This is a genomic window from Streptomyces sp. NPDC060035, assembly GCF_042736635.1.
Classification (GTDB): Bacteria; Actinomycetota; Actinomycetes; order Streptomycetales; family Streptomycetaceae; genus Streptomyces.
In genome coordinates this window covers 20,166-41,642 of record NZ_JBHWVO010000023.1, presented here as the reverse complement: position 1 = coordinate 41,642, position 21,477 = coordinate 20,166, and the positions used below count along the sequence as shown (strand labels likewise).

13 protein-coding genes and 1 pseudogene are annotated in these 21,477 nt (G+C 71.4%); 9 read left to right on the top strand and 5 right to left on the bottom strand.

The features are described from left to right. The first annotated feature begins 227 nt into the window (after positions 1–227). Positions 228–1,118 (top strand): alpha/beta hydrolase family protein, encoded by an 891-nt coding sequence (locus tag ACFWBQ_RS29430; RefSeq protein ID WP_385502198.1) that lies wholly within the window; start codon positions 228–230, stop codon positions 1,116–1,118. A gap of 115 nt (positions 1,119–1,233) precedes the next feature. Then, the gene (locus ACFWBQ_RS29425; RefSeq protein ID WP_385502197.1) at positions 1,234–2,634 is read left to right on the top strand and encodes a carboxylesterase/lipase family protein; all 1,401 of its coding nucleotides are present in this window, start codon (positions 1,234–1,236) and stop codon (positions 2,632–2,634) included. Positions 2,635–2,693: 59 nt separating this feature from the next. Here ACFWBQ_RS29425 and ACFWBQ_RS29420 read toward each other — a convergent pair whose 3' ends face one another. The 3 genes and pseudogenes from ACFWBQ_RS29420 to ACFWBQ_RS29410 all read right to left on the bottom strand — a co-directional run bounded on the left by ACFWBQ_RS29420 (position 2,694) and on the right by ACFWBQ_RS29410 (position 6,759). After that, positions 2,694–3,785 carry a PucR family transcriptional regulator gene (locus ACFWBQ_RS29420; protein WP_385502195.1) on the bottom strand — a complete coding sequence of 364 codons (1,092 nt, stop codon included), beginning with the start codon at positions 3,783–3,785 and terminating at the stop codon, positions 2,694–2,696. Positions 3,786–4,180: 395 nt separating this feature from the next. Beyond that, on the bottom strand, positions 4,181–6,412 hold the full coding sequence (gene katG / locus ACFWBQ_RS29415) for a catalase/peroxidase HPI (RefSeq protein ID WP_385502194.1): 2,232 nt from the start codon (positions 6,410–6,412) through the stop codon (positions 4,181–4,183). After that, positions 6,382–6,759 (bottom strand): annotated as a pseudogene (locus ACFWBQ_RS29410) (transcriptional repressor). The gene katG and the pseudogene ACFWBQ_RS29410 overlap by 31 nt, the downstream one beginning before the upstream one ends. Positions 6,760–6,945: 186 nt before the next feature. Between ACFWBQ_RS29410 and ACFWBQ_RS29405 the strand changes: the two are divergent. Both ACFWBQ_RS29405 and ACFWBQ_RS29400 read left to right on the top strand, forming a co-directional pair. Further along, a complete protein-coding gene (locus tag ACFWBQ_RS29405) occupies positions 6,946–7,362 on the top strand; it encodes a Fur family transcriptional regulator (protein WP_385502192.1) in 417 nt (138 codons plus the stop codon). A 375-nt stretch (positions 7,363–7,737) separates the two neighbouring features. After that, positions 7,738–11,115 (top strand): pyruvate carboxylase, encoded by a 3,378-nt coding sequence (locus ACFWBQ_RS29400; protein ID WP_385502191.1) that lies wholly within the window; start codon positions 7,738–7,740, stop codon positions 11,113–11,115. A gap of 69 nt (positions 11,116–11,184) precedes the next feature. On the opposite strand, the gene ACFWBQ_RS29395 is transcribed toward ACFWBQ_RS29400, so the two are convergent. After that, positions 11,185–12,057: a (2Fe-2S)-binding protein gene (locus ACFWBQ_RS29395; protein ID WP_385502190.1), complete on the bottom strand. Its 873-nt coding sequence runs from the start codon at positions 12,055–12,057 to the stop codon at positions 11,185–11,187. Between the two features lie 216 nt (positions 12,058–12,273). Here ACFWBQ_RS29395 and ACFWBQ_RS29390 point away from each other — a divergent pair, with 216 nt between their 5' ends. Genes ACFWBQ_RS29390 through ACFWBQ_RS29370 form a run of 5 tightly spaced genes read left to right on the top strand, consistent with a single transcriptional unit; the run spans position 12,274 to position 19,381 of the window. Further along, positions 12,274–13,476, top strand: a complete 1,203-nt coding sequence (locus ACFWBQ_RS29390) for an acetyl-CoA carboxylase biotin carboxylase subunit family protein (protein ID WP_385502189.1) — start codon at positions 12,274–12,276, stop codon at positions 13,474–13,476. After that, positions 13,473–15,383: an IucA/IucC family protein gene (locus tag ACFWBQ_RS29385; protein ID WP_385502188.1), complete on the top strand. Its 1,911-nt coding sequence runs from the start codon at positions 13,473–13,475 to the stop codon at positions 15,381–15,383. The genes ACFWBQ_RS29390 and ACFWBQ_RS29385 overlap by 4 nt, the downstream gene beginning before the upstream one ends. Positions 15,384–15,389: 6 nt before the next feature. Continuing rightward, on the top strand, positions 15,390–17,333 hold the full coding sequence (locus tag ACFWBQ_RS29380; RefSeq protein ID WP_385502186.1) for an IucA/IucC family protein: 1,944 nt from the start codon (positions 15,390–15,392) through the stop codon (positions 17,331–17,333). A 57-nt stretch (positions 17,334–17,390) separates the two neighbouring features. Further along, a complete protein-coding gene (locus tag ACFWBQ_RS29375) occupies positions 17,391–18,638 on the top strand; it encodes an alanine racemase (RefSeq protein WP_385502287.1) in 1,248 nt (415 codons plus the stop codon). Between the two features lie 29 nt (positions 18,639–18,667). After that, positions 18,668–19,381, top strand: a complete 714-nt coding sequence (locus ACFWBQ_RS29370) for a DUF2470 domain-containing protein (RefSeq protein ID WP_385502185.1) — start codon at positions 18,668–18,670, stop codon at positions 19,379–19,381. 90 nt (positions 19,382–19,471) lie between these two features. On the opposite strand, the gene ACFWBQ_RS29365 is transcribed toward ACFWBQ_RS29370, so the two are convergent. Then, positions 19,472–20,677 (bottom strand): cytochrome P450, encoded by a 1,206-nt coding sequence (locus ACFWBQ_RS29365; RefSeq protein ID WP_385502281.1) that lies wholly within the window; start codon positions 20,675–20,677, stop codon positions 19,472–19,474. Positions 20,678–21,477 lie beyond the last annotated feature (800 nt).

Genomic DNA, 21,477 nt, shown 5'->3' with positions numbered 1-21,477 from the left:
GACCCGGGCGACGCGGTCGGGACGGTACGTGGACACAGGGACTCCGGGCCGCAGCGTGGCACCACCGCCGAACTCACGACTCTCGGCACGTTGCACAAACTCTGCCGTCGGTGATTGCCGCGATTGCGGAGAGACGGCCGTCGATTGTTCCAACAGGATGTGCGATCTAACGCCGATGTGATCCGTCCGGATGGGACATCCGGTTCACCTTGACCTCAGGAGTCACCGTGTTGTGGAGAAGGAATCTGCTCGTCCCGTTGGCCGCGCTCACCCTCGTCCTGTCCACGTCGGTCGGCGCGGGTACCGCGGCGGCATCCACCCCCGTCGGTGCCGCCACGGTCGCAGGCGGCGCTGCTGCCGCTTCGGCCACCAGCGACTTCGGTGCCCCCGGCCCTTACGCCACAGCTGTGGAAGTCGGGGCGATCACCACCTTGTACTACCCGCGTGACATCGCGAACAGTAATCTCCGCCACCCCGTTATCGTGTGGGGCAACGGCACCAACGGCATTCCCCTCGTCTACCGGGATCTGCTGCTCCACTGGGCGAGCCAGGGCTTCATCGTCGCCGCCGCGAACACCCCGCAGTCCAACCTCGGCATCTCCATGCGAGCGGGGATCGACATGCTCACTCGCAGGAACGCCGATCCGGACAGCATCTTCCTCAACCACGTCGACCTCGAACACATCGGCGCATCGGGTCACTCACAGGGCGGCGCGGCCGCCATCGTCGTCGGCGCGGACCCCCGCATCGACACCATCCTGCCGATCCAGCCCGGCCCGCTGGCCAACATCAACGCCGTGCACGTACCCGCGCTCCTTCTGGCCGGCGAAAAGGACAGCATCGTCCTCCCCTTCATCGTCAAGGCCTTCTACAACGCCGCCGACCACATCCCGGCCCTCTACGGCGAGCTGCGCGGGGCCGACCACTTCACGGTCGTGGGCGACGCCGGACCGTTCGCCGCGCCGACCACCGCGTGGTTCCGTGCCCAGCTCATGGGCGACCGGACGGCCCGTGCTCAGTTCTTCGGCCCCGGCTGCGGCATCTGCACCGACACCACCACCTGGTCCGACGTCCGCCGCAACGACCTGGCCCTGAGCGTCCCGGCCACCACCGCGTAACCCGCCTCGGCCGATCGCAGGCGCCGTCACGGAGAGCGTCCCGATCTCCCTCGTCACCGCCTTCCCTGGTCGCCCCGCGACAGGGGAGGCGGGCACACCTCGTGAAAGGACCGACATGGACATCATCGCGACCACGTGCCAGGGAAAGGTCCGAGGCCGCGTCAAGGACGGAATCGCCACCTTCCTCGCGATCCCCTACGCTGGCGCGCCCTTCGGCGCCCACCGGTTTCGCGCCCCTGCGCCCGTCGAGCCCTGGGAAGGGGTGCGTGACGCGCTGGAGTACGGGCCGACCGTTCCTCAACGCCCTTACCGGCCGCCTCTTGACCAGTTGATTCCCGACGTGAACATCCCGGGGGAGGAGTGCCTCAACCTCAACATATGGACGCCGGATGCCGGTGGCGGACCGCTGCCGGTGATGGTGTGGATCCATGGGGGGTCCCTGCGGAACGGCTCGGCTGCCATGCCGCTGTACGACGGCCGGGCCTTCGCGCGCGACGGCGTGGTCCTTGTCTCGATCAACTACCGGCTCGGCGTCGAGGGATTCGGAGTGTTTCCCGACGCACCCGACAACCGGGGCCTGCTGGACCAGATTGCTGCCCTGACCTGGGTCAGGGAGAACATCGCGGCTTTCGGCGGAGACCCCGGGTGCGTCACGGTGTGCGGCGAGTCCGCCGGAGCCGTCAGCATCGCCGCCCTGATGGCAGGCACTCGTGCGGCAGGCCTGTTCCACCGGGCGATCCTGCAGAGCGGCCCGCCGCAGACCGTGCCGCGCAGCCGGGGCGCGAAGACCGTGAGTGCGATGGCGAAGGCGCTGCGGGTACCCGCCACAGCGGAGGCGTTCGCCGCGGTGAACCGCGAACGGCTGCTGGATGTGCAGGATGTGGTGGTCGGCCGTACCGACCCGATCAGGGGTGGGCCCGGCTTCCACATCGTGGTCGACGACGACGTGGTGCCGGCCGATCCTCCGCTTCCCTCGGTCGACCTGTTGCTGGGCTGCAACCGGGAGGAGTACCGACTGTGGTTCGCGCCGAGCGGAGCTACGGACCGCATCAGTGGACTCACGCTGCGGCTGGCGCTGCTGAAGTTCCGGATCCCAGGTCGAGTGGCGCGGCTGTACCGGGCAGCCCGGCCGGGCACGAAGCCGGGGGTGATCCTCGGCGAGATGGCCACGGACCTGCTGCTGCGAGGGCCTCTCAACCGGCTTGCCGACTCCCGGCCGGCACGGACGTTTCTGTACGAGTTCGCCTGGCGCTCGCCGGTCCTGGAACTGGGTGCGTGCCATGCCCTGGAGATCGGTTTCGTCTTCGACAACCTCCGCCACGGTGAAGCACTGACCGGGCCGGATGCCCCACAGCCGCTGGCCGACGTCATGCACCGGGCCTGGGTCGCCTTCGCCACCTCGGGAGACCCCGGCTGGTCCGCCTGGGACGCACGCCGACCGGTCATGGTCTTCGACCATCCAGCCACGGGTATGGTCCTCGCGCCGCGGCAGGAGGAGCTACAGGCCTGGCTGTAGCGGCCGGGACGGCAGCGATTGCCTCGGCCCGCTGCGGGGCGTGCCGTCAGGACCCGTGGTCAGGCGAGATCCCTGGCGACGAGTGCAGCTTGGAGCAGTCGCGCCTCGGTGGGTACCGTGAGGTCCAACCCGGTCAGCGTTCTCACCCGGTGCAACCTGTAGTCCAGTGTGTTGCGGTGGATGCACAGCTCCAATGCGCTCCGGAGGCGGTTGTGTCCGTGGTCGACAAAGACACGCAGCGTCTCCAGCAGGTACGGATGTTCTTCCAGCGGGTCGAGCTTGGCCGCCAGCCGCAGCAGTCCGTCACCTGGGCGCGCGAGCTGGTACTCCAGCAGCACGTCATCGAGCCGGTACAACCCGGGCGGGCGGCCCAACCGCTGTACGAGTTCCCGTACGCGCCCCGCCTCCGCCGCCGCGGCGGGAATGGCCGCCGGCCCCACGGCCGGGGCAGCAGCCGCGAACACGCACTGCCCCACGTCCTTTCCGAGCGAAGCCGGCAGGCCGGACAGGTCGCAACTGCCCGGCAGCAGCGCGATCCCGGCGACGTGATCCATCAACACAGGGACACCCGCATGGGCCTCGAGCGACGACTGCACCAGCCTGGTCGGCGGATTCGACTCGAATGCCAAGGCGACAACCTCATGTTCGCCACCCACCGCGACCCGTGCCGCCTCCGCCAGCTGCTCGTACGGCCGACCGTCCAGCAGAGCGGTCAGCAGCGCCCGCCGTACCCGCTTGTCCTCGCTGTGGATGTCCTCCTGGGCATTGCGGTGAGCGAGCACGACAGCAGGCATGGCCGCGTGCAGGCAGGCCAGCAATTTCGCCCCCGCCCCGGTCAACTCCTCGGGTTGCGCCGTTTCGGTGAGTACCTGCCACCACACCTCGGCACCGATGAGATAGGCGGCGATCACCGCCTCCAAGGGCACGCGCTCCTCCGCCCGGCGCCCCGACCACTCGATGAGCCGGGTCAGGTCACCCGGGCCCATCACGCCACCCTCACGCAGCGCCCGCAGCAGCAGTTCGTGCACGGCTGTGATCGACCGCGTCACCTCGCCCTCGAGCGTGCGGCGCGGCTGTTCCCCGTAGAAGGGCACCTCCGCCGCACACCGAGCGACGACGGCCGCGATGAAGTCACCCCTGCGAACAGCCATCCGTGCATGTAGGCCAAGCATCGGCGCATCGTCACATTGCACAAATGCTTCCGTCAATCGCTGCTCACCACGATGGCGCGAGCACGCGCGAGGGGTCCTGCGGCGCTCGTGATCGTTTCAACCCAGGCTCCGGGCGCGGTGGCCGCCGCCGTATTGCGTAGCGAGGCCGGGCCGTCATCGCCGAGCCGTCCCGGGCCTCTTCGAAGCGGCCCACCGACAACGGCCGCCCCACGAACTCGGCTTCGTACCGGCGCTCCTCACCTCATCGCGACCTGGTCGCCGCAGGAACCCGTAGCGATTCGGCGCGGGCCCCGGTCGCGTGTTGATGCGCACGAACCGCGGTCCCTCTCCAAGCCGTCCGGGCCGGCCGGTGCGGGCCGGCCCGGACGTCCTGATCAGACGAGGTCGAACCGGTCGAGGTTCATCACCTTGTTCCATGCCGCGACGAAGTCCTTCACGAACTTCTCCTTCGCGTCGTCGCTCGCGTAGACCTCCGCGACCGCCCGCAGCTCGGAGTTCGACCCGAAGACGAGGTCGGCGCGGGTGCCGGTCCACTTGACCTCACCCGTGGCGGCGTCCCGCGCCTCGAACGTGTGCGCATCCTCGGACGTCGCCTTCCACGTCGTCCCCAGGTCGAGAAGGTTGACGAAGAAGTCGTTGGTCAGCGACCCGGGGGTCGCGGTGAGGACACCGAGCGAGGACTGCTCGTGGTTCGCGCCCAGGACGCGGAGGCCACCGACGAGGACCGTCAGTTCGGGGGCGCTCAGGTTCAGCAGGTTCGCCCGGTCGAGCAGCAGGTACTCGGCCGGCAGCCGGTTGCCCTTGCCGAGGTAGTTGCGGAACCCGTCGGCGGTCGGCTCCAGTGCGGCGAACGACTCCACGTCGGTCTGCTCCTGCGACGCGTCCACGCGGCCCGGTGTGAACGGGACCTCGACGTCGGAGCCGGCGTCCTTGGCCGCCTTCTCGACGGCCGCGGCGCCGGCCAGCACGATCAGGTCGGCGAGCGAGACCTGCCGACCGTCGGTCCGGGCGGAGTTGAAGGACTCCTGGATCCCCTGCAGCGTACGCAGCACCGTGGCCAGCCGGTCGGCGTCGTTGACCTCCCAGCCGTTCTGCGGTTCGAGGCGGATGCGCGCACCGTTGGCGCCGCCGCGCTTGTCGCTGCCGCGGAAGGACGAGGCCGACGCCCACGCGGTGGAGACGAGCTCGGACACCGACAGGCCCGAGGCGAGGATCTGGTCCTTGAGGGACGCGATGTCCTCGGCGTCGACCGGCTGGTGCGTCACGGCGGGGAGGGGGTCCTGCCACACCAGCGTCTCCGCCGGGACCTCCGGGCCGAGGTAGCGCACGACCGGGCCCATGTCGCGGTGGGTCAGCTTGAACCACGCACGCGCGAAGGCGTCCGCGAACTGGTCGGGGTTCGCCAGGAATCGCCGTGAGATCACCTCGTACGCCGGGTCGAGGCGGAGCGAGAGGTCGGTCGTCAGCATCGTGGGAGCGTGACTCTTCGACGCGTCGTGGGCGTCGGGGACCGTACCCGCCCCGGCGCCGTCCTTCGGCCGCCACTGGTGGGCCCCGGCGGGGCTCTTGAACAGCTCCCACTCGTGGCCGAACAGGATCTCGAAGAAGCTGTTGTCCCACGTGGTCGGGGTGTTCGTCCAGATGCCCTCGAGGCCGCTGGTGATCGCGTCCCCGCCCTTGCCGGTACCGAAGGAGTTGCTCCAGCCGAGGCCCTGTGCCTCGATCGGGGCGGCCTCGGGGTCGTCGCCGACGCTCTCCGCCGGGCCCGCGCCATGGGTCTTGCCGAAGGTGTGGCCGCCCGCGATCAGGGCGACCGTCTCCTCGTCGTTCATCGCCATGCGGCGGAACGTCTCACGGATGTCGCGGGCTGCGGCGATCGGGTCCGGGGTGCCGTTCGGGCCTTCGGGGTTGACGTAGATGAGGCCCATCTGGACCGCACCGAGAGGGTTCTCCAGCTCACGGTCGCCGGTGTAGCGCTCGTCGTCGAGCCAGGTGGTCTCGGGACCCCAGTAGACGTCCTCGTCGGGCTCCCAGACGTCCGCACGACCGCCGCCGAAGCCGAAGGTCTCGAAGCCCATCGACTCCAGGGCGACGTTGCCCGCGAGGATCATGAGGTCGGCCCACGAGAGACTCTGGCCGTACTTCTTCTTGACCGGCCACAGCAGGCGGCGGGCCTTGTCGAGGTTCCCGTTGTCCGGCCAGCTGTTGAGGGGGGCGAAGCGCTGCTGCCCGGCTCCGGCGCCACCGCGGCCGTCGCTGATGCGGTACGTGCCCGCGCTGTGCCAGGCCATCCGGATCATGAACGGGCCGTAGTTGCCGAAGTCGGCCGGCCACCAGTCCTGCGAGGTCGTCAGCACCCCCGCGATGTCCTGCTTCACGGCCGTGAGATCGAGGGCCTTGAACGCCTCGGCGTAGTCGAACTCCTCGCCGAGGGGATTGGCCACGGCGGTGTTCTTGGCGAGGATCTTCAGGTTGAGCCGCTCCGGCCACCACTGGCGGTTTCCGCCGCCCTGTGTCGGGTGCGGGGCGCGTCCGTGCGCGACCGGGCAGCCACCTCCGCCCTCTGTCTTCGCGTCTACGACGATTGCATCATGGTTCTCGGACATGGGAATCCTTCCGGACTGGGCGGATCGCGTTGCTCAGGTACTGCGGGCGGTGGAGCGGTCGGGGCGCAGGAGTGAGTGGCGTCGGTTCTGTCGATCGAGAAGCCGTGTGGCCGGACGTAGTCAGCCGTGGGGCCCTGCCGGGCGCTGGGCCGACGTCAGCAACGAGACGGTGCGTCCAGCGGCGGTCAGCACGTCGAGGCCCGAGAAGTGATGGGGTGCCCACGTGATCGCTCACCCCGGAGGCGATCGCCCCCGACAGCGCCGAGGTGGTCACCGTCCCGGACGGTCGCGAACAGCGCGACGCGGGCAGCCGTCACCCGCAGGCGGGCACCGCGCAGGTCCTCGATGGTGGTCCCGTCACGTCTCTGTCTCCTGCCGTACTGGTGTCTTCCTGTCCCTTGGCTATCGCCGGAACTGATCCTACGATGGATAGAGTCCAGGTCAACAAGCACACCAAACTCGTACTCAATCGGAGTCCGGACGTTCGCCGGTAAACTTCGGGTATCCCGCCAAACCTGAATAGGTGAACCGATATGAGTGACCTGTTGGAGCGACTGCGAGGGCGTGGCTGGCGGATGACCTCCCAGCGGCGTGTCGTTGCGGAGGTCCTCGACGGCGACCACGTGCATCTCACCGCCGACGAGGTGCACGCACGCGCGGCACAACGGCTGCCCGAGATCTCCCGCGCGACCGTTTACAACGCCCTGGGTGAGCTGGTCGCCCTCGGCGAGGTCATAGAGGTCTCCACCGACGGCCGTGCCAAGCGCTTCGACCCCAACGCACACCGCCCGCACCAGCACCTGGTGTGCTCCACATGCGGCACCATCCGCGATGTCCACCCGACGGGGAATCCGCTGGCCGACCTCCCGGCCGAGGAGCGGTTCGGCTTCAGGGTGTCCGGGGCCGAGGTCACCTATCGGGGGCTCTGTCCGTCCTGTGCCCAGGTGTAGTGATCCGCACCCCTGGGGCGCGTGCGCAGGGCACGCCTGACGGCGTGTCGGCGTCCGCCCCCGCCTCACGAGGCCACGTCGCCGGTGGCGTACGTGGGCCGGAGCCCGCGCAAGAGGCTCCCGCCCCGTGCCGGGCAGTCGCATCGGACTCGACCGACTTCTGCTCCGACCGGCGTGAGGTATCTCCCACCCGCGTGAGGCATCAACCACCGGCGTGAGCTATCTCCCACCGGCGTGAGCTATCTCCCGCTGGTGGGTGATCGACGCCACCGCTACTGATCGGTACCGTCCACGGGGACAGCGGATGCCGATCCCGGCAGCCGGAATGACATCGCCACCTGGGGCCGCGTGCCCGCAACACGACAGGGGACATTGATGTTCCGCAAGGTATTGGTCGCCAACCGGGGCGAGATCGCGATCCGCGCGTTCCGCGCGGCGTTCGAGCTCGGCATCTCCACCGTGGCCGTGTTCCCCTACGAGGACCGCAATTCACTTCACCGTGCCAAAGCCGACGAGGCCTACCAGATCGGTGAAAAGGGCCACCCGGTGCGGGCCTATCTCTCGGTCGACGAGGTGATCAAGGCCGCTCTGAAGGCGGGTGCCGACGCCGTCTACCCCGGATACGGCTTCCTGTCGGAGAACCCGGGCCTCGCCGCCGCGTGCGCCGAGGCCGGAATCACCTTTGTCGGGCCCCCCGCTTCCGTACTGCACCTCACCGGCAACAAGTCCCGTGCGGTGGCAGCCGCCCGTGAGGCCGGGGTTCCCGTACTCAAGTCGTCGGAGCCGTCCACCGACGTGGACACGCTGGTCGGCGCGGCCGACTCCATCGGGTTCCCGGTGTTCGTCAAGGCCGTCGCAGGCGGCGGCGGGCGCGGAATGCGGCGCGTCGCCGAGCCCGCCGAGCTGCGGGAGTCGATCGACGCGGCGATGCGCGAGGCGGAGTCGGCCTTCGGGGACGCCACCGTCTTCCTGGAGCAGGCCGTCCTCAACCCGCGCCACATCGAAGTGCAGATCCTCGCCGACGCCGAGGGGAATGTCGTCCACCTGTACGAGCGGGACTGCTCGTTGCAGCGGCGCCACCAGAAGGTGGTCGAGATCGCGCCCGCGCCGAACCTCGACCCGGAGCTGCGCGCGCGCATCTGCTCCGACGCCGTCGCGTTCGCCAAGCACATCGGGTACGTCAACGCGGGCACCGTGGAATTCCTGGTCGACGAGCGCGGCAACCATGTGTTCATCGAGATGAACCCGCGTATCCAGGTGGAGCACACGGTCACCGAGCAGGTCACCGGACGGGACCTGGTGATCGGGCAGCTGCGGATCGCCGCAGGAAAGACACTTCCGGAACTGCGCCTGACGCAGGACGACATCGTCCTCACGGGCACGGCCCTCCAGTGCCGTATCACCACCGAGGATCCCGCCAACGGTTTCCGTCCCGACACCGGCACCATCTCCGCGTACCGCTCCCCGGGCGGCCCCGGTGTACGGCTCGACGGCGGCACCGTTCACACCGGCGCCGAAGTGTCCGCCCACTTCGACTCGATGCTGGTCAAGCTGACCTGCCACGGGCACGACTTCACCAACGCCGCCCGCCGCGCACGGCGTGCGATCGCCGAGTTCCGTATCCGCGGCGTCGCCACCAACCTGCCCTTCCTGGGCGCCGTGCTCGACCACCCCGGATTCCGGGAGGGCCGCATCACGACGAGCTTCATCGCCGAACATCCGGAGCTGATCCGGGCGCGCCCCTCCGCGGACCGCGGAAGCCGCATGCTCACGTACCTCGCCGAGACGACCGTCAACCGTCCCCACGGCCCGCGTCCCCAGGTCATCGACCCGGCCGCCAAACTCCCTCCCGTGCCCCTGGCCGCACCGTCCGTCGAAGGCTCTCGGCAGCGCCTGGCGGCACTTGGGCCGGAGGCGTTCGCGGCGGAGCTGCGTGCGCAGCGGGCCGTCGCGGTGACGGACACGACCTTCCGCGACGCGCACCAGTCCCTGCTGGCCACCCGGGTGAGGACGCGTGACCTGCTGGCCGTCGCCCCGCATGTCGCCCGCACCGCACCGGAGCTGCTGAGCCTGGAGTGCTGGGGCGGCGCAACCTACGACGTGGCCCTGCGCTTCCTCGCCGAGGATCCCTGGGAACGGCTCGCGGCCCTGAGGGAGGCCGTGCCCAACATCTGTACGCAGATGCTGCTGCGTGGGCGCAACACCGTCGGCTACACGCCCTACCCCGTCGAGGTGACCGAGGCCTTCGTCGCCGAGGCGGCGGCGACCGGCATGGACATCTTCCGGATCTTCGACGCGCTCAACGACGTCTCGCAGATGCGTCCCGCCATCGACGCCGTACGGTCGACCGGCACGGCGCTGGCCGAGGTTGCCCTGTGCTACACGGCGGACCTGTCGGACCCGGCCGAACAGCTGTACACGCTCGACTACTACCTGCGCCTCGCGGAGGAGATCGTCGAGGCGGGCGCGCACGTACTGGCCATCAAGGACATGGCGGGCCTGCTGCGCCCGCCCGCCGCCCGCACCTTGGTGACCGCGCTGCGCGAGCGCTTCGACCTGCCGGTGCATCTGCACACCCATGACACGGCGGGCGGCCAGCTCGCCACGCTGATCGCCGCGATCGACGCGGGCGTCGACGCCGTCGACGCCGCCGTCGCCTCGATGGCGGGCACCACCAGCCAGCCGTCCCTGTCGGCGCTCGTCGCGGCTACCGACCACACCGAGCGCGCGACCGGGCTCTCGCTCGACGCGGTCGGGGGACTTGAGCCGTACTGGGAAGCCGTGCGTAAGGTCTACGCGCCCTTCGAGTCGGGGCTGGCCTCGCCCACCGGGCGCGTCTACCACCACGAGATCCCCGGCGGACAGCTGTCGAACCTGCGTCAGCAGGCCATCGCGCTCGGCCTCGGCGACCGCTTCGAGCTGATCGAGGACTGCTACGCGGCCGCCGACCGGATGCTGGGCCGGCTGGTCAAGGTGACCCCCTCCTCGAAGGTGGTGGGAGACCTCGCCCTGCACCTGGTCGGAGCCGGGGTCGACGCGACCGACTTCGAGTCCGACCCCGGCAAGTTCGACGTACCGGACTCGGTGGTCGGATTCCTGCGCGGCGAGCTGGGCGACCCGCCCGGAGGCTGGCCCGAGCCTTTCCGTACACGCGCACTCCAGGGCCGACCTGCGCAGGCCGAGGCAGCGACCCTGTCGGACGAGGACCGCGAGGGACTCGGCGGGGACCGGCGGGCGACGCTGAACCGGTTGCTGTTCCCCGGCCCGACCAAGGAGTTCGAGGCCCATCGCGAGGCCTACGGCGACACGTCCGTACTGCCCACGCAGGACTTCTTCTACGGCCTCGAACCGGACACCGAGCACACGGTCACCCTGGGGGCGGGTGTCACGCTGCTGATCGAGCTGGAGGCGATCTCCGAGGCCGACGAGCGTGGTTTCCGTACGGTGATGGCCACGCTCAACGGCCAGCTGCGCCCGGTGTCGGTGCGGGACACGTCCGTCGCCACCGAGGTCAAGGCGGCGGAGAAGGCCGAGCGGGGTAACGACGGTCATGTCCCCGCACCGTTCGCGGGCGTCGTGACGCTCCAGGTGGAGGAGGGCGACGCGGTGTCGGCGGGTCAGACGGTGGCCACCATCGAGGCGATGAAGATGGAGGCCTCCATCACCACCCAGCGCGCGGGCACGGTCGCGCGGCTGGCGATCGGGAAGATCCAGCAGGTCGAGGCGGGCGATCTGCTCATCGAGATCGGCTGAGCCTGCTTCAGGGCGTACGAGGCCGGCCCGGGTGAGGTTCCGGGCCGGCCTGGCGTCCTGCGGGCCCCGTCACCCGGCCGCCGGGGCCCGTTCGGCCTCGATGCGACGCAGGCGTTCGGGGTCGCAGGTGCGGGGGCAGGTGGCGCACGCCTCCGCGGGGCGGAGCGTGTAGAAGAGGCAGCAGCCCGCGCGGTCCCGGGTCGGGTGCGCCATGCCGTCCGTGTCCGTCAGCTGCCGGAACCCGGCGCCGGCCGGGAACGGCGGGACGGGTCCCGGCAGCAGCCGCTCGGCCGCGGCGACCGCCCGTTCCTCCTCGCCCAGCATGCGGCCCACGTACCAGATGCCCGAGACGAGGTCGTCCTCCACCATGCCCCACAGCGCCCGGGGCCCGCGCCGCACTCGGGGGTTCAGCGCCGCGCACAGCGGGCGTACCAGGTCGGCGACGGTCGTCCGCAGCACGTCGCCCAGCGCCGCCTCGCCGGACATCGGGCGTACCCCGGGAAGCCCTGCCGCCGGGTCCCCCGGCAGACAGGCGAACGTACCGGGCACCACCTGGTAGCGATCGTCGCAGCGGCCGATCCGTACGTCCTCTGGGCGGGGCAGCGGCACCCGACGATCCAGGTACCAGGGCCCGCTGAGCAGCAGGCACAACGACCAGAGGCAGTCGTGCAGCAGGCGGGAGGCGACCACGTCGGGGCGGGCCCGGTGGTCGTAGCGCTCGGTGATCCGGGCGGCCTCCGCATCGAGGAAGGCGTCGAGCAGCCCGGGCCGGAGTGCCAGTTCGGCGACATCGACCCAGCCCTGCCCGGCCGGGGCACCCGGCTCGGCGACCTCCGCCTCCAGGGCGGGACAGAGATCGGCGAGGCGGCGGTAAGCGGAGGCGAGGAGGGCAGAGGGGCTCTCGGCGGGCCGGAGGGGTGCCGGTGCCGGGGCGAGGATCACGAAAGGCTCCTGGAGAGGGGTGCACACGAAAGACGCGATCCGCGGGAATGGCGGCAGTCCACGGATCAAGCTGCTTAGGGGAGGCTCACCTTACTACTGATCAAGAGTCGCTCCGGCGAACCCCTGGCTCGTGTCGGCCAGTTGGTGGAAATAGGTATGCCTAACCTAAGCTCGCTCTCGTTTCCCGTCGTACCAGCACGCCGGAAGTGACCGCCCATGCAGACGTACCTGCTTGCCCTCAACCCGACCGATTCGGTGGTCAGCGGCTTCCTCCCGGCCGCCGAGCGACTCGGCCTGTCCGTGACGCTGCTCACCGACCAGCCGGGGGCGTACGGGCCACCCGGCGCCCTCGGGCCGGACGTCGAGGTCGCCGCCTGCGACGTACGCGACCACCGCGCGGTGATCACGCATGTCTCCCGGCGCGGGCAGCCGGCCGCCGTTTTCACCAACAGCGACCATCTCCAGACCCAGGGCGCCCTCGCCGCAGAGTTCTTCGGGCTGCCCGGCAAGAGCTGGCGGGCAGCGCTGCGCACCAAGGACAAGGCCCTGATGCGTCGTCATCTCGCCACCGACGGAGCTGAACCCGTACGCGCCGTCGAGATCCTGCCCGGCCAGTCGCCCCGCGCGTGTCTCGAGGCCGGGGGAGTGCCCTACCCCTGCGTCGTGAAACCGCGCGACGGTGTCGCCAGCGAGGACGTCGTACGGGCGGACGACCCCGCCGAACTCCTGCGTCTGTGCGCGGACATCCGCGCACGCCGACCGGACGCCGCCCTGGTCGTGGAGGAGTTCCTGCCCGGTGAGCTGTACACCCTGGAGACCCTGGGCGACGGCCGGCGCCTGCACGTCCTCGGCGGATTCCACACCCGTCTCTCGCCTCCGCCCCACTTCATCGAACAGCGGTTGACCTACGTCCCCGACCACTCCGCCGCCGTTCGCGCGCAGATCCTCGAACGGCTCGCGCTGCTCGGCGTGGGATTCGGCGCCTGCCACACCGAGTTCGTCGTCCACGAGGGCCGGGCGCGCATCATCGAGGTGAACTACCGCGCCATCGGTGACCACGGCGACCTGCTCCTCGCCGACCTGCTCGCCATCCCGCTCTTCGACCACATCCTCGCCACGCATCTGGGTGAACCTCTGCCCGAGAGCCTCGGTGCCCGTTCGGACCGCGCCGCCCGGATCGACTCCCCGTGCGCCGACCGGGCCGGGGTGCTCACCTCCGCGCCCGGTGCGGTCGACCGGACGCAGGGAGACGTGCGCCTCACCTACCGGCCCCTGCGCCCGACCGGCGAGCGCCACCCGCTGCACCGCACCAACCGCGACTACCTCGGCATCCTGCGGACCATCGGCCCCGACCAGGACGTCGTCGACCGCGCCGCCGACGCGTTCCTCGCCGCCCAGAGGTGGGAGATCACGCCGTGACCGCTGCCCCGCCCCGTACCCCCGACGACCTCCCCCCGGCCACCGGGCCCGGTGCCACCGACCCCCCGGCCGCGGCGCGGCCCACGCCTGCCGCAGCCCACCAACTCCTGCGCGTGCTCAGTGCCTTGCTGCGCGAGGACGTGGCCGGGCTGCGCACCCGCACCAGCCTCCTCGGCCGCGCCGACGGCCCCTGGCTGCGACTCGCCACCGGCCCCGGCCGTGCCCTGCTCCTCCCGGTGCGCGAGGACGGCTTCCAGAGCACCTGGGCCGCCCGTCTGCCCCTCCTGCGCCAGGAACCGGACGGGGCCGACCTGGCCACCTCCGAGACCGTGCTCGCCGCCCTCGCCCGGCTGGCCGCCCCCAAGGACACACCCGGCTACGCGGCCTTCGCCGAGGAGTGCCGCCGTGACCTCGCGGCACGCCACCTGCACACCGCGACCCGGGAGGTGGTGCTCACCCGCCTGACGGATGATCACGGGTCCCGTCCGGCCCACTGGCACGGCCACACCGGAGCCCTCGCCCACGACACCCTCGCCGCCCGGACCGACCACCCCGTGCACCCCGTCTCCCGAGGTCGAAAGGGCCTCGGAGAGCGGGAACTGCGCGCATACGCACCCGAGTTCCACCCCCGCTTCCCGCTCCGCTGGCTGTCCCTGCCGGCCGGGCATGTCACCCTGGCACCCGGAAACGGCACGCCCGCCGCGGACGGCACCGGCATGGGCGAAGTCCCGTACACCGGCGCCGAGACCGTCGCCGGGACCGGCGGCGTACGTCTGCACGACGGCTGGCCCACCCCCGCGGAGCTGGGCCTGCCCGGCAGCCACCACGAGGGCCACGTCCTGCTGCCCGTCCACCCCCTCACCGCCGTCGGCCGCCTCCGCGACGCTCTGGCCGCGGCCGGTCTCGCCGGGCACGCGGCCCTCGCCGAGCGGCCCCTGCTCGACGCCGTGCCGACCCTGTCCATGCGGACCGTCGCGCTCGCCGACAGACCGGACACCCACCTCAAACTCCCGCTCGCCACTGCCACCCTGGGCCTGCTCAACCGGCGTACCGTCACGCCCGGTTCACTGCGCGACGGCGCCGCCGGGCAACGCCTCCTGGAGGGCGTCCTGCGCCGCGAACCCCGCTTCGCAGGGCGCGTCCTGCTTGCCGACGAGACCCGCTACGCCCACGCCGGACACGAACTCCTGGCCGTACTCCGCCGCACCCAGCCGGCCGGACTCGACGACGCCGCCGTCCTCCCGCTCGCCGCACTGCTGGCGCCCGCCCCTGACGGGCGCCCGGTCATCGGCCACCTCGCCGACCGCTTCCACAGCGGTGACCCGGTCGCCCTCGCCGACGCCGTCCTGACCCTGCTGCTGGACTGGCAGACGACCCTCTTCGGCCACGGCATCGCCCTGGAGTCCCACCAGCAGAACATCTCCCTCGTCCTCGGCGGCGGCACCGACGGGCCCCGACTGCTCCTGAAGGACAACGACGGGCCGCGCGTCCACACCCGGCGGCTGGCCGAGGCATGGGGGTGCGCGGAGCCCACCGCCGACGGCCTCGGCTTCGCCGACCGGCGGATCTGCGTCACGGCGGACGGGCCCGTCGCCGACCTGTTCACCGTCATCACCGTCCACCTGTGCGCGGGCTCCCTGGCCTTCGGTCTCGCCGCGCACGGTGCCGCGCCTCTCGACCGGCTGCTCGGCCTGATACGTGACCGGCTCGCGGAGGCTATCGACCGGACCGCCGCCACCCGGCCCGAAGCCGCGGCCGTGCTGCGCGCCCGCGTGCTGGACGCCCCCGAGCTGCCCGTGAAGGCCATGGTGACGGCCGGCACTCTGCTGACCAAGGCCCGGTCCGGCGCCGCCGACATCAACAAGCACTACACCACCGGCCCCAACTACCTTTTGCGGAAGGCATGAACACCGATGCCCAGCACCACCACGCCCCGCACTCCGGCCCGTGCACCGGTATGCCCGCCGACCGCCGACGAGGCGGTCGGCCACACCATCCTGAACTGCCTGCTGCGTGAGGCGACCGCGCCAAAGGACCGCACCCTCGCCGACGGCCGCCTGGTCCTGCGCCTGCCGCACCACGACACGCTTCTGCGGGTCGGCGTGCGCCGTGCCTCGCTCCTGGGCGCCCACCGCTTCACCGGCCCCGTCAGCATCCGGGAGAGCCGGTCGGAAGGCGTCTGGACGACGATCGGCTGGCAGCGGCTCGCCGAACTTGTGCACGCCGAACTCACCCTGCGCACCGGCACGGACAACGACGAGTTCGTGAGCCAGGTGGCCGCCAGCCACCGCGCCGTCGCCAGCGCCCTCGGCCGCTGGTCCAGTGCTTCCGCCACTGCTTCCGTCATCGCCCCCGCCGGAGACTCGGCGTCCCGGCCGGGAGGCTGCCCGTCCGGGACGCCCGCCCGGTCCGGGCACACGCCGTCCCCGGCGCCGGCCCGCCCCGGGGGCGACGCTCGGTCCGACGGCGACGCCCGGTCCGGTGGTTGCGCGCGCTCGGAGCGCACGCCTTTCCCGGCACCGGGGCGACCCTTAGACGCGGACCGTCCCGGGGATCCGCTCGCCGCCTATCTCGCATCCGAGCAGTCCCTGCTCCTCGGCCACCGCTTCCACCCCACGCCCAAGGCGCACGGTGCCGACCCCGACGTGTGGGCCGCGTACGCCCCGGAGGAAGGCGCACGCTTCCCGCTGCGGCTCCTCGCCGTCCGGGAGAGGTTTCTCGCCGAGGAGACCGCCGAGCCCGGGGGAGCGGCGGCCCTCGACCGGGCCGGAGAGGCCCCGCCCGGGTACCGGCTGCTGCCCGCGCACCCCTGGCAGTACCGACTGCTCGGCGATCACCCCGCTCTGCTGGCCGCCCTCGCTCGCCGGGACGTGCTCGACCTCGGCCCGGCCGGGGCTCCGGTGACCCCCACCGCCTCCGTGCGCACGGTCCACGACGGGATTGGCTTCCTGAAGTTCAGTCTGGACGTACGCATCACCAACTGCCTGCGGAAGAACGCCTCGTACGAACTCACCGGCGCTGTCGCCCTGACCCGGCTGCTCGCCCCCGTCCTCGCGGACCTCGCCGGGCGCCACCCCTCCGCCGCCGTGCTCCGCGAGCCCGCCTACCGCTCGCTCGCCCTTCCCGGTGCGGACGGCCGCCCCGACCGCACCCTGCTCGAAGGCTTCGGCGTGATCGTCCGGGAGGGCCTCGCCCGCCACACCCCCGCGGGCACCACGCCTCTGCTGGCCGCGGCCGTCGCCGACGAGTACCCGCTCGGCCCCGGCCGGGCCTCCGAACTCCTCGCAGAAGCCGGACCGGACGAGGCCGCCGAGTGGTGGCGCCGCTACACCGCCCTGCTCGTCCCGCCTGTCCTGACCGCGTTCTTCCGCCACGGTGTGGTCCTCGAACCGCACCTCCAGAACGTCGTCGTCTGCGTAGGCCGCGACGGCTCTCCCGAGCGGGTCCTGTTCCGCGATCTCGAAGGCACCAAACTCCTGGCCGGCCACCACGCCCCGGCGCTGCGCAGGCTTCCCCCCGAGGTCGCCGGGCCCCTCACGTACGACCGGCACCGCGGCTGGGACCGGGTCGTCTACTGCCTGTTCGTCAACCACCTCGCCGAACTCCTCGCCGCCGTCGCCGACCTCCACCCCGAGATCGAACCCGTCCTCTGGCAGCAGGTGCGCACCACTCTGGAGCAGAGCGCCGATTCCCTCGGCAGGCCGCCGCAGCTGTCCGCCCTGCTGGCGGGGGCCCCGCTGCCGGCCAAGGCCAATCTGCTCACCCGCTGGCGCCGCTCGGCGGACCGCGACGCCGGGTACGTCCGCCTGCCGTCCCCGCTGGCCGCGCCCACCGCCGGCCGTCCCTGCGCTCCCTGACCCCGCGTGCTGCTCCCCGCGGACCAGCGGCCCGGGCCGCCACCGACGAACGGATCACTGGTGTCCCCTTCCCTGCTCACCCCCGCCGTACGGGCCGAGGCGCAGACTCTCGCGCCCGCCGAACTCCCGTGTTACGTACATGATCTGACGGCCCTGCATGCCCATGCAGCGGCCGTACGTGCGGCTCTTCCGCCCGCGGTGGAGCTGTACTACGCGGCGAAGGCCAACCCCGAACCCGAGATCCTCGCCACCCTCGCCCCATGGACCGACGGCTTCGAGGTGTCCTCCGGCGGCGAACTCGCCCATGTCCGAGCCGCCGCGCCGGGCCGGCCCCTCGCTTTCTCCGGACCCGGCAAGACCCCTGGCGAACTTGCCGCCGCTCTGGCCGCCGGAGTGGAGCGCGTGCACGCCGAAAGCCTCCACGAGGTACGGATGCTCGGGGCGCTGGCCGCCCGCAGCCACGTCCCGGGCCGCCCGCCCACCCGTGTCCTGCTCCGCATCAACCCGTCTGTTCCGGAGGGGACGCTGACCGGCAGTGCCCTCACGATGGGAGGCGGCCCGACCCCCTTCGGCATGGGGAACGAAGAGGCATCCGAAGCGCTCCGTCTGCTCGCCGGTGACGACTGCCCCGGCCTCGAACCGGCCGGTGTCCACGCGCATCTGGCCAGCGGTCTGCCTGCCGACGCCCTGCTGCGCGTGGCCGAGGCGATCGTGGACGCCGCCGCCGCGCTGTCCCGCCGCCACCGGACTGCCCTGCACGAGGTCGTCGTGGGCGGTGGCATGGCCGTGGACTACACGCGCCCCGAAGACCGCTTCGACTGGGCCACCTACGGCGCCGGCCTGGACTCCCTGGCCCGGCGGCACCCCGGCGTGCGCCTTCGTATCGAGCCAGGCCGCGCCCTGACCGCCTACTGCGGCTGGTACGTGACCGACGTACTGGACGTGAAACGCAGCCACGGGGAGGACGTGGCCGTGGTCCGCGGCGGTACCCACCATCTGCGGACGCCCGCCGCCAAGGGGCACGACCAGCCCGCGGAGGTGGTACCCGTCGAGCCGTGGCCGCACCCGTGGCCGCGTCCGGCGGCGTCGGGTGACCGGGTGACGGTCGCCGGTCAGCTCTGCACGCCGAAGGACGTGCTCGCCCGGGGCCTGGCGGCGGCCGGGCTCCGTGCGGGGGACCGGGTGGTCTTCGCCCTGGCCGGCGCGTACGCCTGGAACATCTCCCACCGCGACTTCCTGATGCATCCACCGCCGGGCTTCCGATTTCTCGGTGGGTCGGGGACACCGAGCCCCGAAGGGTGTTAACTTAGGCAAGCCTTACCTAAGGAGACGCTATGGCAGTCGCCCCTGCCCGCACCGCCGAGCTGTCCCACGCGGAGCGGATCCGCTCTGTCGTCGCCGCCGCGGACTCGCTCAGCCTGACCACCCCCGGCGCGTCCTACGACCTCATGGCCATGCACACGGTCGAGAACGGGCGGCTCACGCTCCGCGTGCCCGACGACACACCGCTCGCCGCGGAGATGGTGTGCGCTCCACGCGGCGCGCTGGGCGCTCTCGTGGAGTTCACCGACATCGCGCCCGTCCGGGCACGCGACCGGATCCGCACCCGGGTCACGCTGTCCGGCTGGCTGTCGCCGTCCGGGCGGCGGCACGGGAACGTCGTGATTCTCGGCCTGGACCCGGCGCGTGCCGGCATCCAGTGGCACGGGCGCGTCCAACACGTCGCCCTCGACGCTGTGTTCAGCGCGGAGCCGGACGCCATCGCGCTCCAGGAGGCGGCCATGCTCGGCCATCTGGACGACGACCACCGGGACGTGGTCGCGCTGCTCGCCCGCCTCGCCGCCCCCGAAGTCCGCCGGGGAGTGGTCGACGTCCGCCCGTATGCCATGGACCGATACGGGTTCACCCTCCGCTACGAGTACGCCCAGGGCCACCGCGACGCCCGCCTCCTCTTCCCGGCCCCTGTGCGCGACGCCGCCGAGGTGGGGGTCCAGGTCGAGGCCCTGCTCGCCCACGCCCGGCACTGCCGGGGTGCCTCCCGTCCCTGAACTGCCGCCTGCGGCGCCCGGACACCACGGAACGGCCCGCGCGGCAGCCGGCGCCCTCGACGTAACTCGGCTGCCGAGAAGGACCCGGCCTCAGCCGTGCAGCCGCACCGGCAGCTTCTGCACGCTGTTGCCCACGAAGGAAGCGTGCCGCGGCAGTTCGGGCTCGGGGACGGCGAGATCGAGGTCCGGGAAACGCGTGAACAGCTGCTCGAGAGCGGCAGTACCTTCCATCCGGGCCAGAGGGGCGCCCATGCAGTAGTGCGCGCCGTGGCCCAGTGAGAGGTGCCGCGCCTCGCTGTTGCGGGTGATGTCGAAGCGTTCGGCGTCGGGGCCGTGGGCCGTCGTGTCGCGGCCCGCCGCGGAGTAACCGGCCAGCACCGGAGTCCCCTTGGGGATGACGGTGCCGCCGAGCGACAGATCGCGGGTCGGGTAGCGGAACGGGAAGTAGCTGACCGGGCTGTCCCAGCGCAGCGTCTCCTCGACCACGTCCGCCCAGGTCGCCTGGCCCGACTGGGCCAGGGCGAGCTGATCCCGGTGGGTGCACAGGGCTCGTACGGCGTTGGTGATCAGATTGAGCGTCGTTTCGTGTCCGGCGATGATCGTCAGCATCAGGGTGCCGATCAGCTCGTGCGGGCTGAGCCGGTCGCCGTTCTCCTCGCGGGCCGCGATCAGCGCGCTGGTGAGATCGTCCCCCGGATTCTCCATCCGGGCGGCGACGGCCGCGCCCAGCACCTCCACCATCTCCCGGTTGGCCTCCATTGCCTCCGCGGGGCCGATGTCCGTGGCGACGATCTGGTTGGACAAGTGGTGCAGCCGGTCATGGTGTCCGGCGTCCACGCCCAGCAGTTCACAGATGACGCCCATCGGCAACGGCAACGCGAAGTGCGTACGCAGATCGGCGACACCGTCACCGGCGGCGGCCGCCCTTTCGAGGTTGTCCAGGAGCGAGGACGTCAACGCCTCGATACGCGGACGCAGTTCCTCGACACGACGTGCGGTGAAGGCCTTGTTCATCAGGGACCGCAGCCGCCGGTGATCGGCGCCGTCGGCGGTGGTCATCCCCTGCACCGTGGCGAACGTCTTCAGCGGCCAGCCATCGGCAATCCCACCCGCCTGGAGCGCTGCGAAGTGCTGTGCGTTCTTGGCGACGTCGGGGTGCGAGAGGAACTCCTTGAGCGCATCGTGGCCCAGTACCGCCATGCCCTCCACCCCGCCGGGGAGGATCACAGGGGTGACGGCCCCCTGGGCCAGCAGTCGGGCATTGGCCGCGTGCGGGCAGCCGCCCGCCGGGTCCATGCGGTGCGGCTGGTCGACTGCGGAGTTCACCGGTGACGTGTTCAACAGGGCTCTCCAGATTGAAGGGTGAATGGAGGGACGCATTGCCGAGGCCCTCGGCTCCTCGGGCATGACGACGCGGCGGCCTGATCCCGCGGCGGACTGCTCAGGCGGCCACCGATCTTCGCCACCAGCAGCTGCATTACTGGGCCACGAGGCCCACGTCCGCCTCGAGGTCGCTCGCGACACCCAGGTGCGCGCGCCCATCCCGGCATGGGTGAGCAGGATCAATCCCTGGTCGGAATCCAGCATCAGCTGGGCCTCGAACCGGCTACCTTGCAGACCACAGCCCCAGCCACGAAGTGGACCCTTCCCGGACATGCCGAACTCCCGTGCGACGTCGGGAGCATGCAGAGCCTAGACCAACAGGCCTGACGTGAAAGGCAACTGGAGAGCTTCCCCCTCAATGCACTGACAGGCCCAAAGGCTTGTCGACCAGGACGAGGGTGGCCGGCGCATCGGTCCGATGCGCCGGCCGTTCTGTGCGGCCCGCCCCCAGGCCGAACACGTCTGCACCGGTCAACGCCCCGGCCAGGACCGGTCCGGCGACGCTGCCCAGGGGCATGACCGTCCCGCCAAGGGCGTGAACCTTTGGTGTGAACTCTCCTCGTAGAAGGCGACGTGGAGGACGGCCAGGACCTGCGGCACCCCTGCGCTGCGGGCGCCCGTCCAGGGTGGGGCATCCGCGCCGCTGGCGCCCCACCCTGGACGAGACGGGGGGAAAGAGTGTTGGACACGGGATGCAGCGGCCCTGCACGGCG

What these genes read in the sequence shown, in the direction of transcription:
- ACFWBQ_RS29420 (WP_385502195.1), bottom strand. Translation starts at nt 3,785, where the DNA reads ATGGCTGTTCGCAGGGGTGACTTCATCGCGGCCGTCGTCGCTCGGTGT.
- ACFWBQ_RS29425 (WP_385502197.1), top strand. Translation starts at nt 1,234, where the DNA reads ATGGACATCATCGCGACCACGTGCCAGGGAAAGGTCCGAGGCCGCGTC.
- ACFWBQ_RS29400 (WP_385502191.1), top strand. Translation starts at nt 7,738, where the DNA reads ATGTTCCGCAAGGTATTGGTCGCCAACCGGGGCGAGATCGCGATCCGC.
- ACFWBQ_RS29390 (WP_385502189.1), top strand. Translation starts at nt 12,274, where the DNA reads ATGCAGACGTACCTGCTTGCCCTCAACCCGACCGATTCGGTGGTCAGC.
- ACFWBQ_RS29370 (WP_385502185.1), top strand. Translation starts at nt 18,668, where the DNA reads ATGGCAGTCGCCCCTGCCCGCACCGCCGAGCTGTCCCACGCGGAGCGG.
- ACFWBQ_RS29380 (WP_385502186.1), top strand. Translation starts at nt 15,390, where the DNA reads ATGCCCAGCACCACCACGCCCCGCACTCCGGCCCGTGCACCGGTATGC.
- ACFWBQ_RS29405 (WP_385502192.1), top strand. Translation starts at nt 6,946, where the DNA reads ATGAGTGACCTGTTGGAGCGACTGCGAGGGCGTGGCTGGCGGATGACC.
- ACFWBQ_RS29365 (WP_385502281.1), bottom strand. Translation starts at nt 20,677, where the DNA reads ATGGACCCGGCGGGCGGCTGCCCGCACGCGGCCAATGCCCGACTGCTG.
- katG (WP_385502194.1), bottom strand. Translation starts at nt 6,412, where the DNA reads ATGTCCGAGAACCATGATGCAATCGTCGTAGACGCGAAGACAGAGGGC.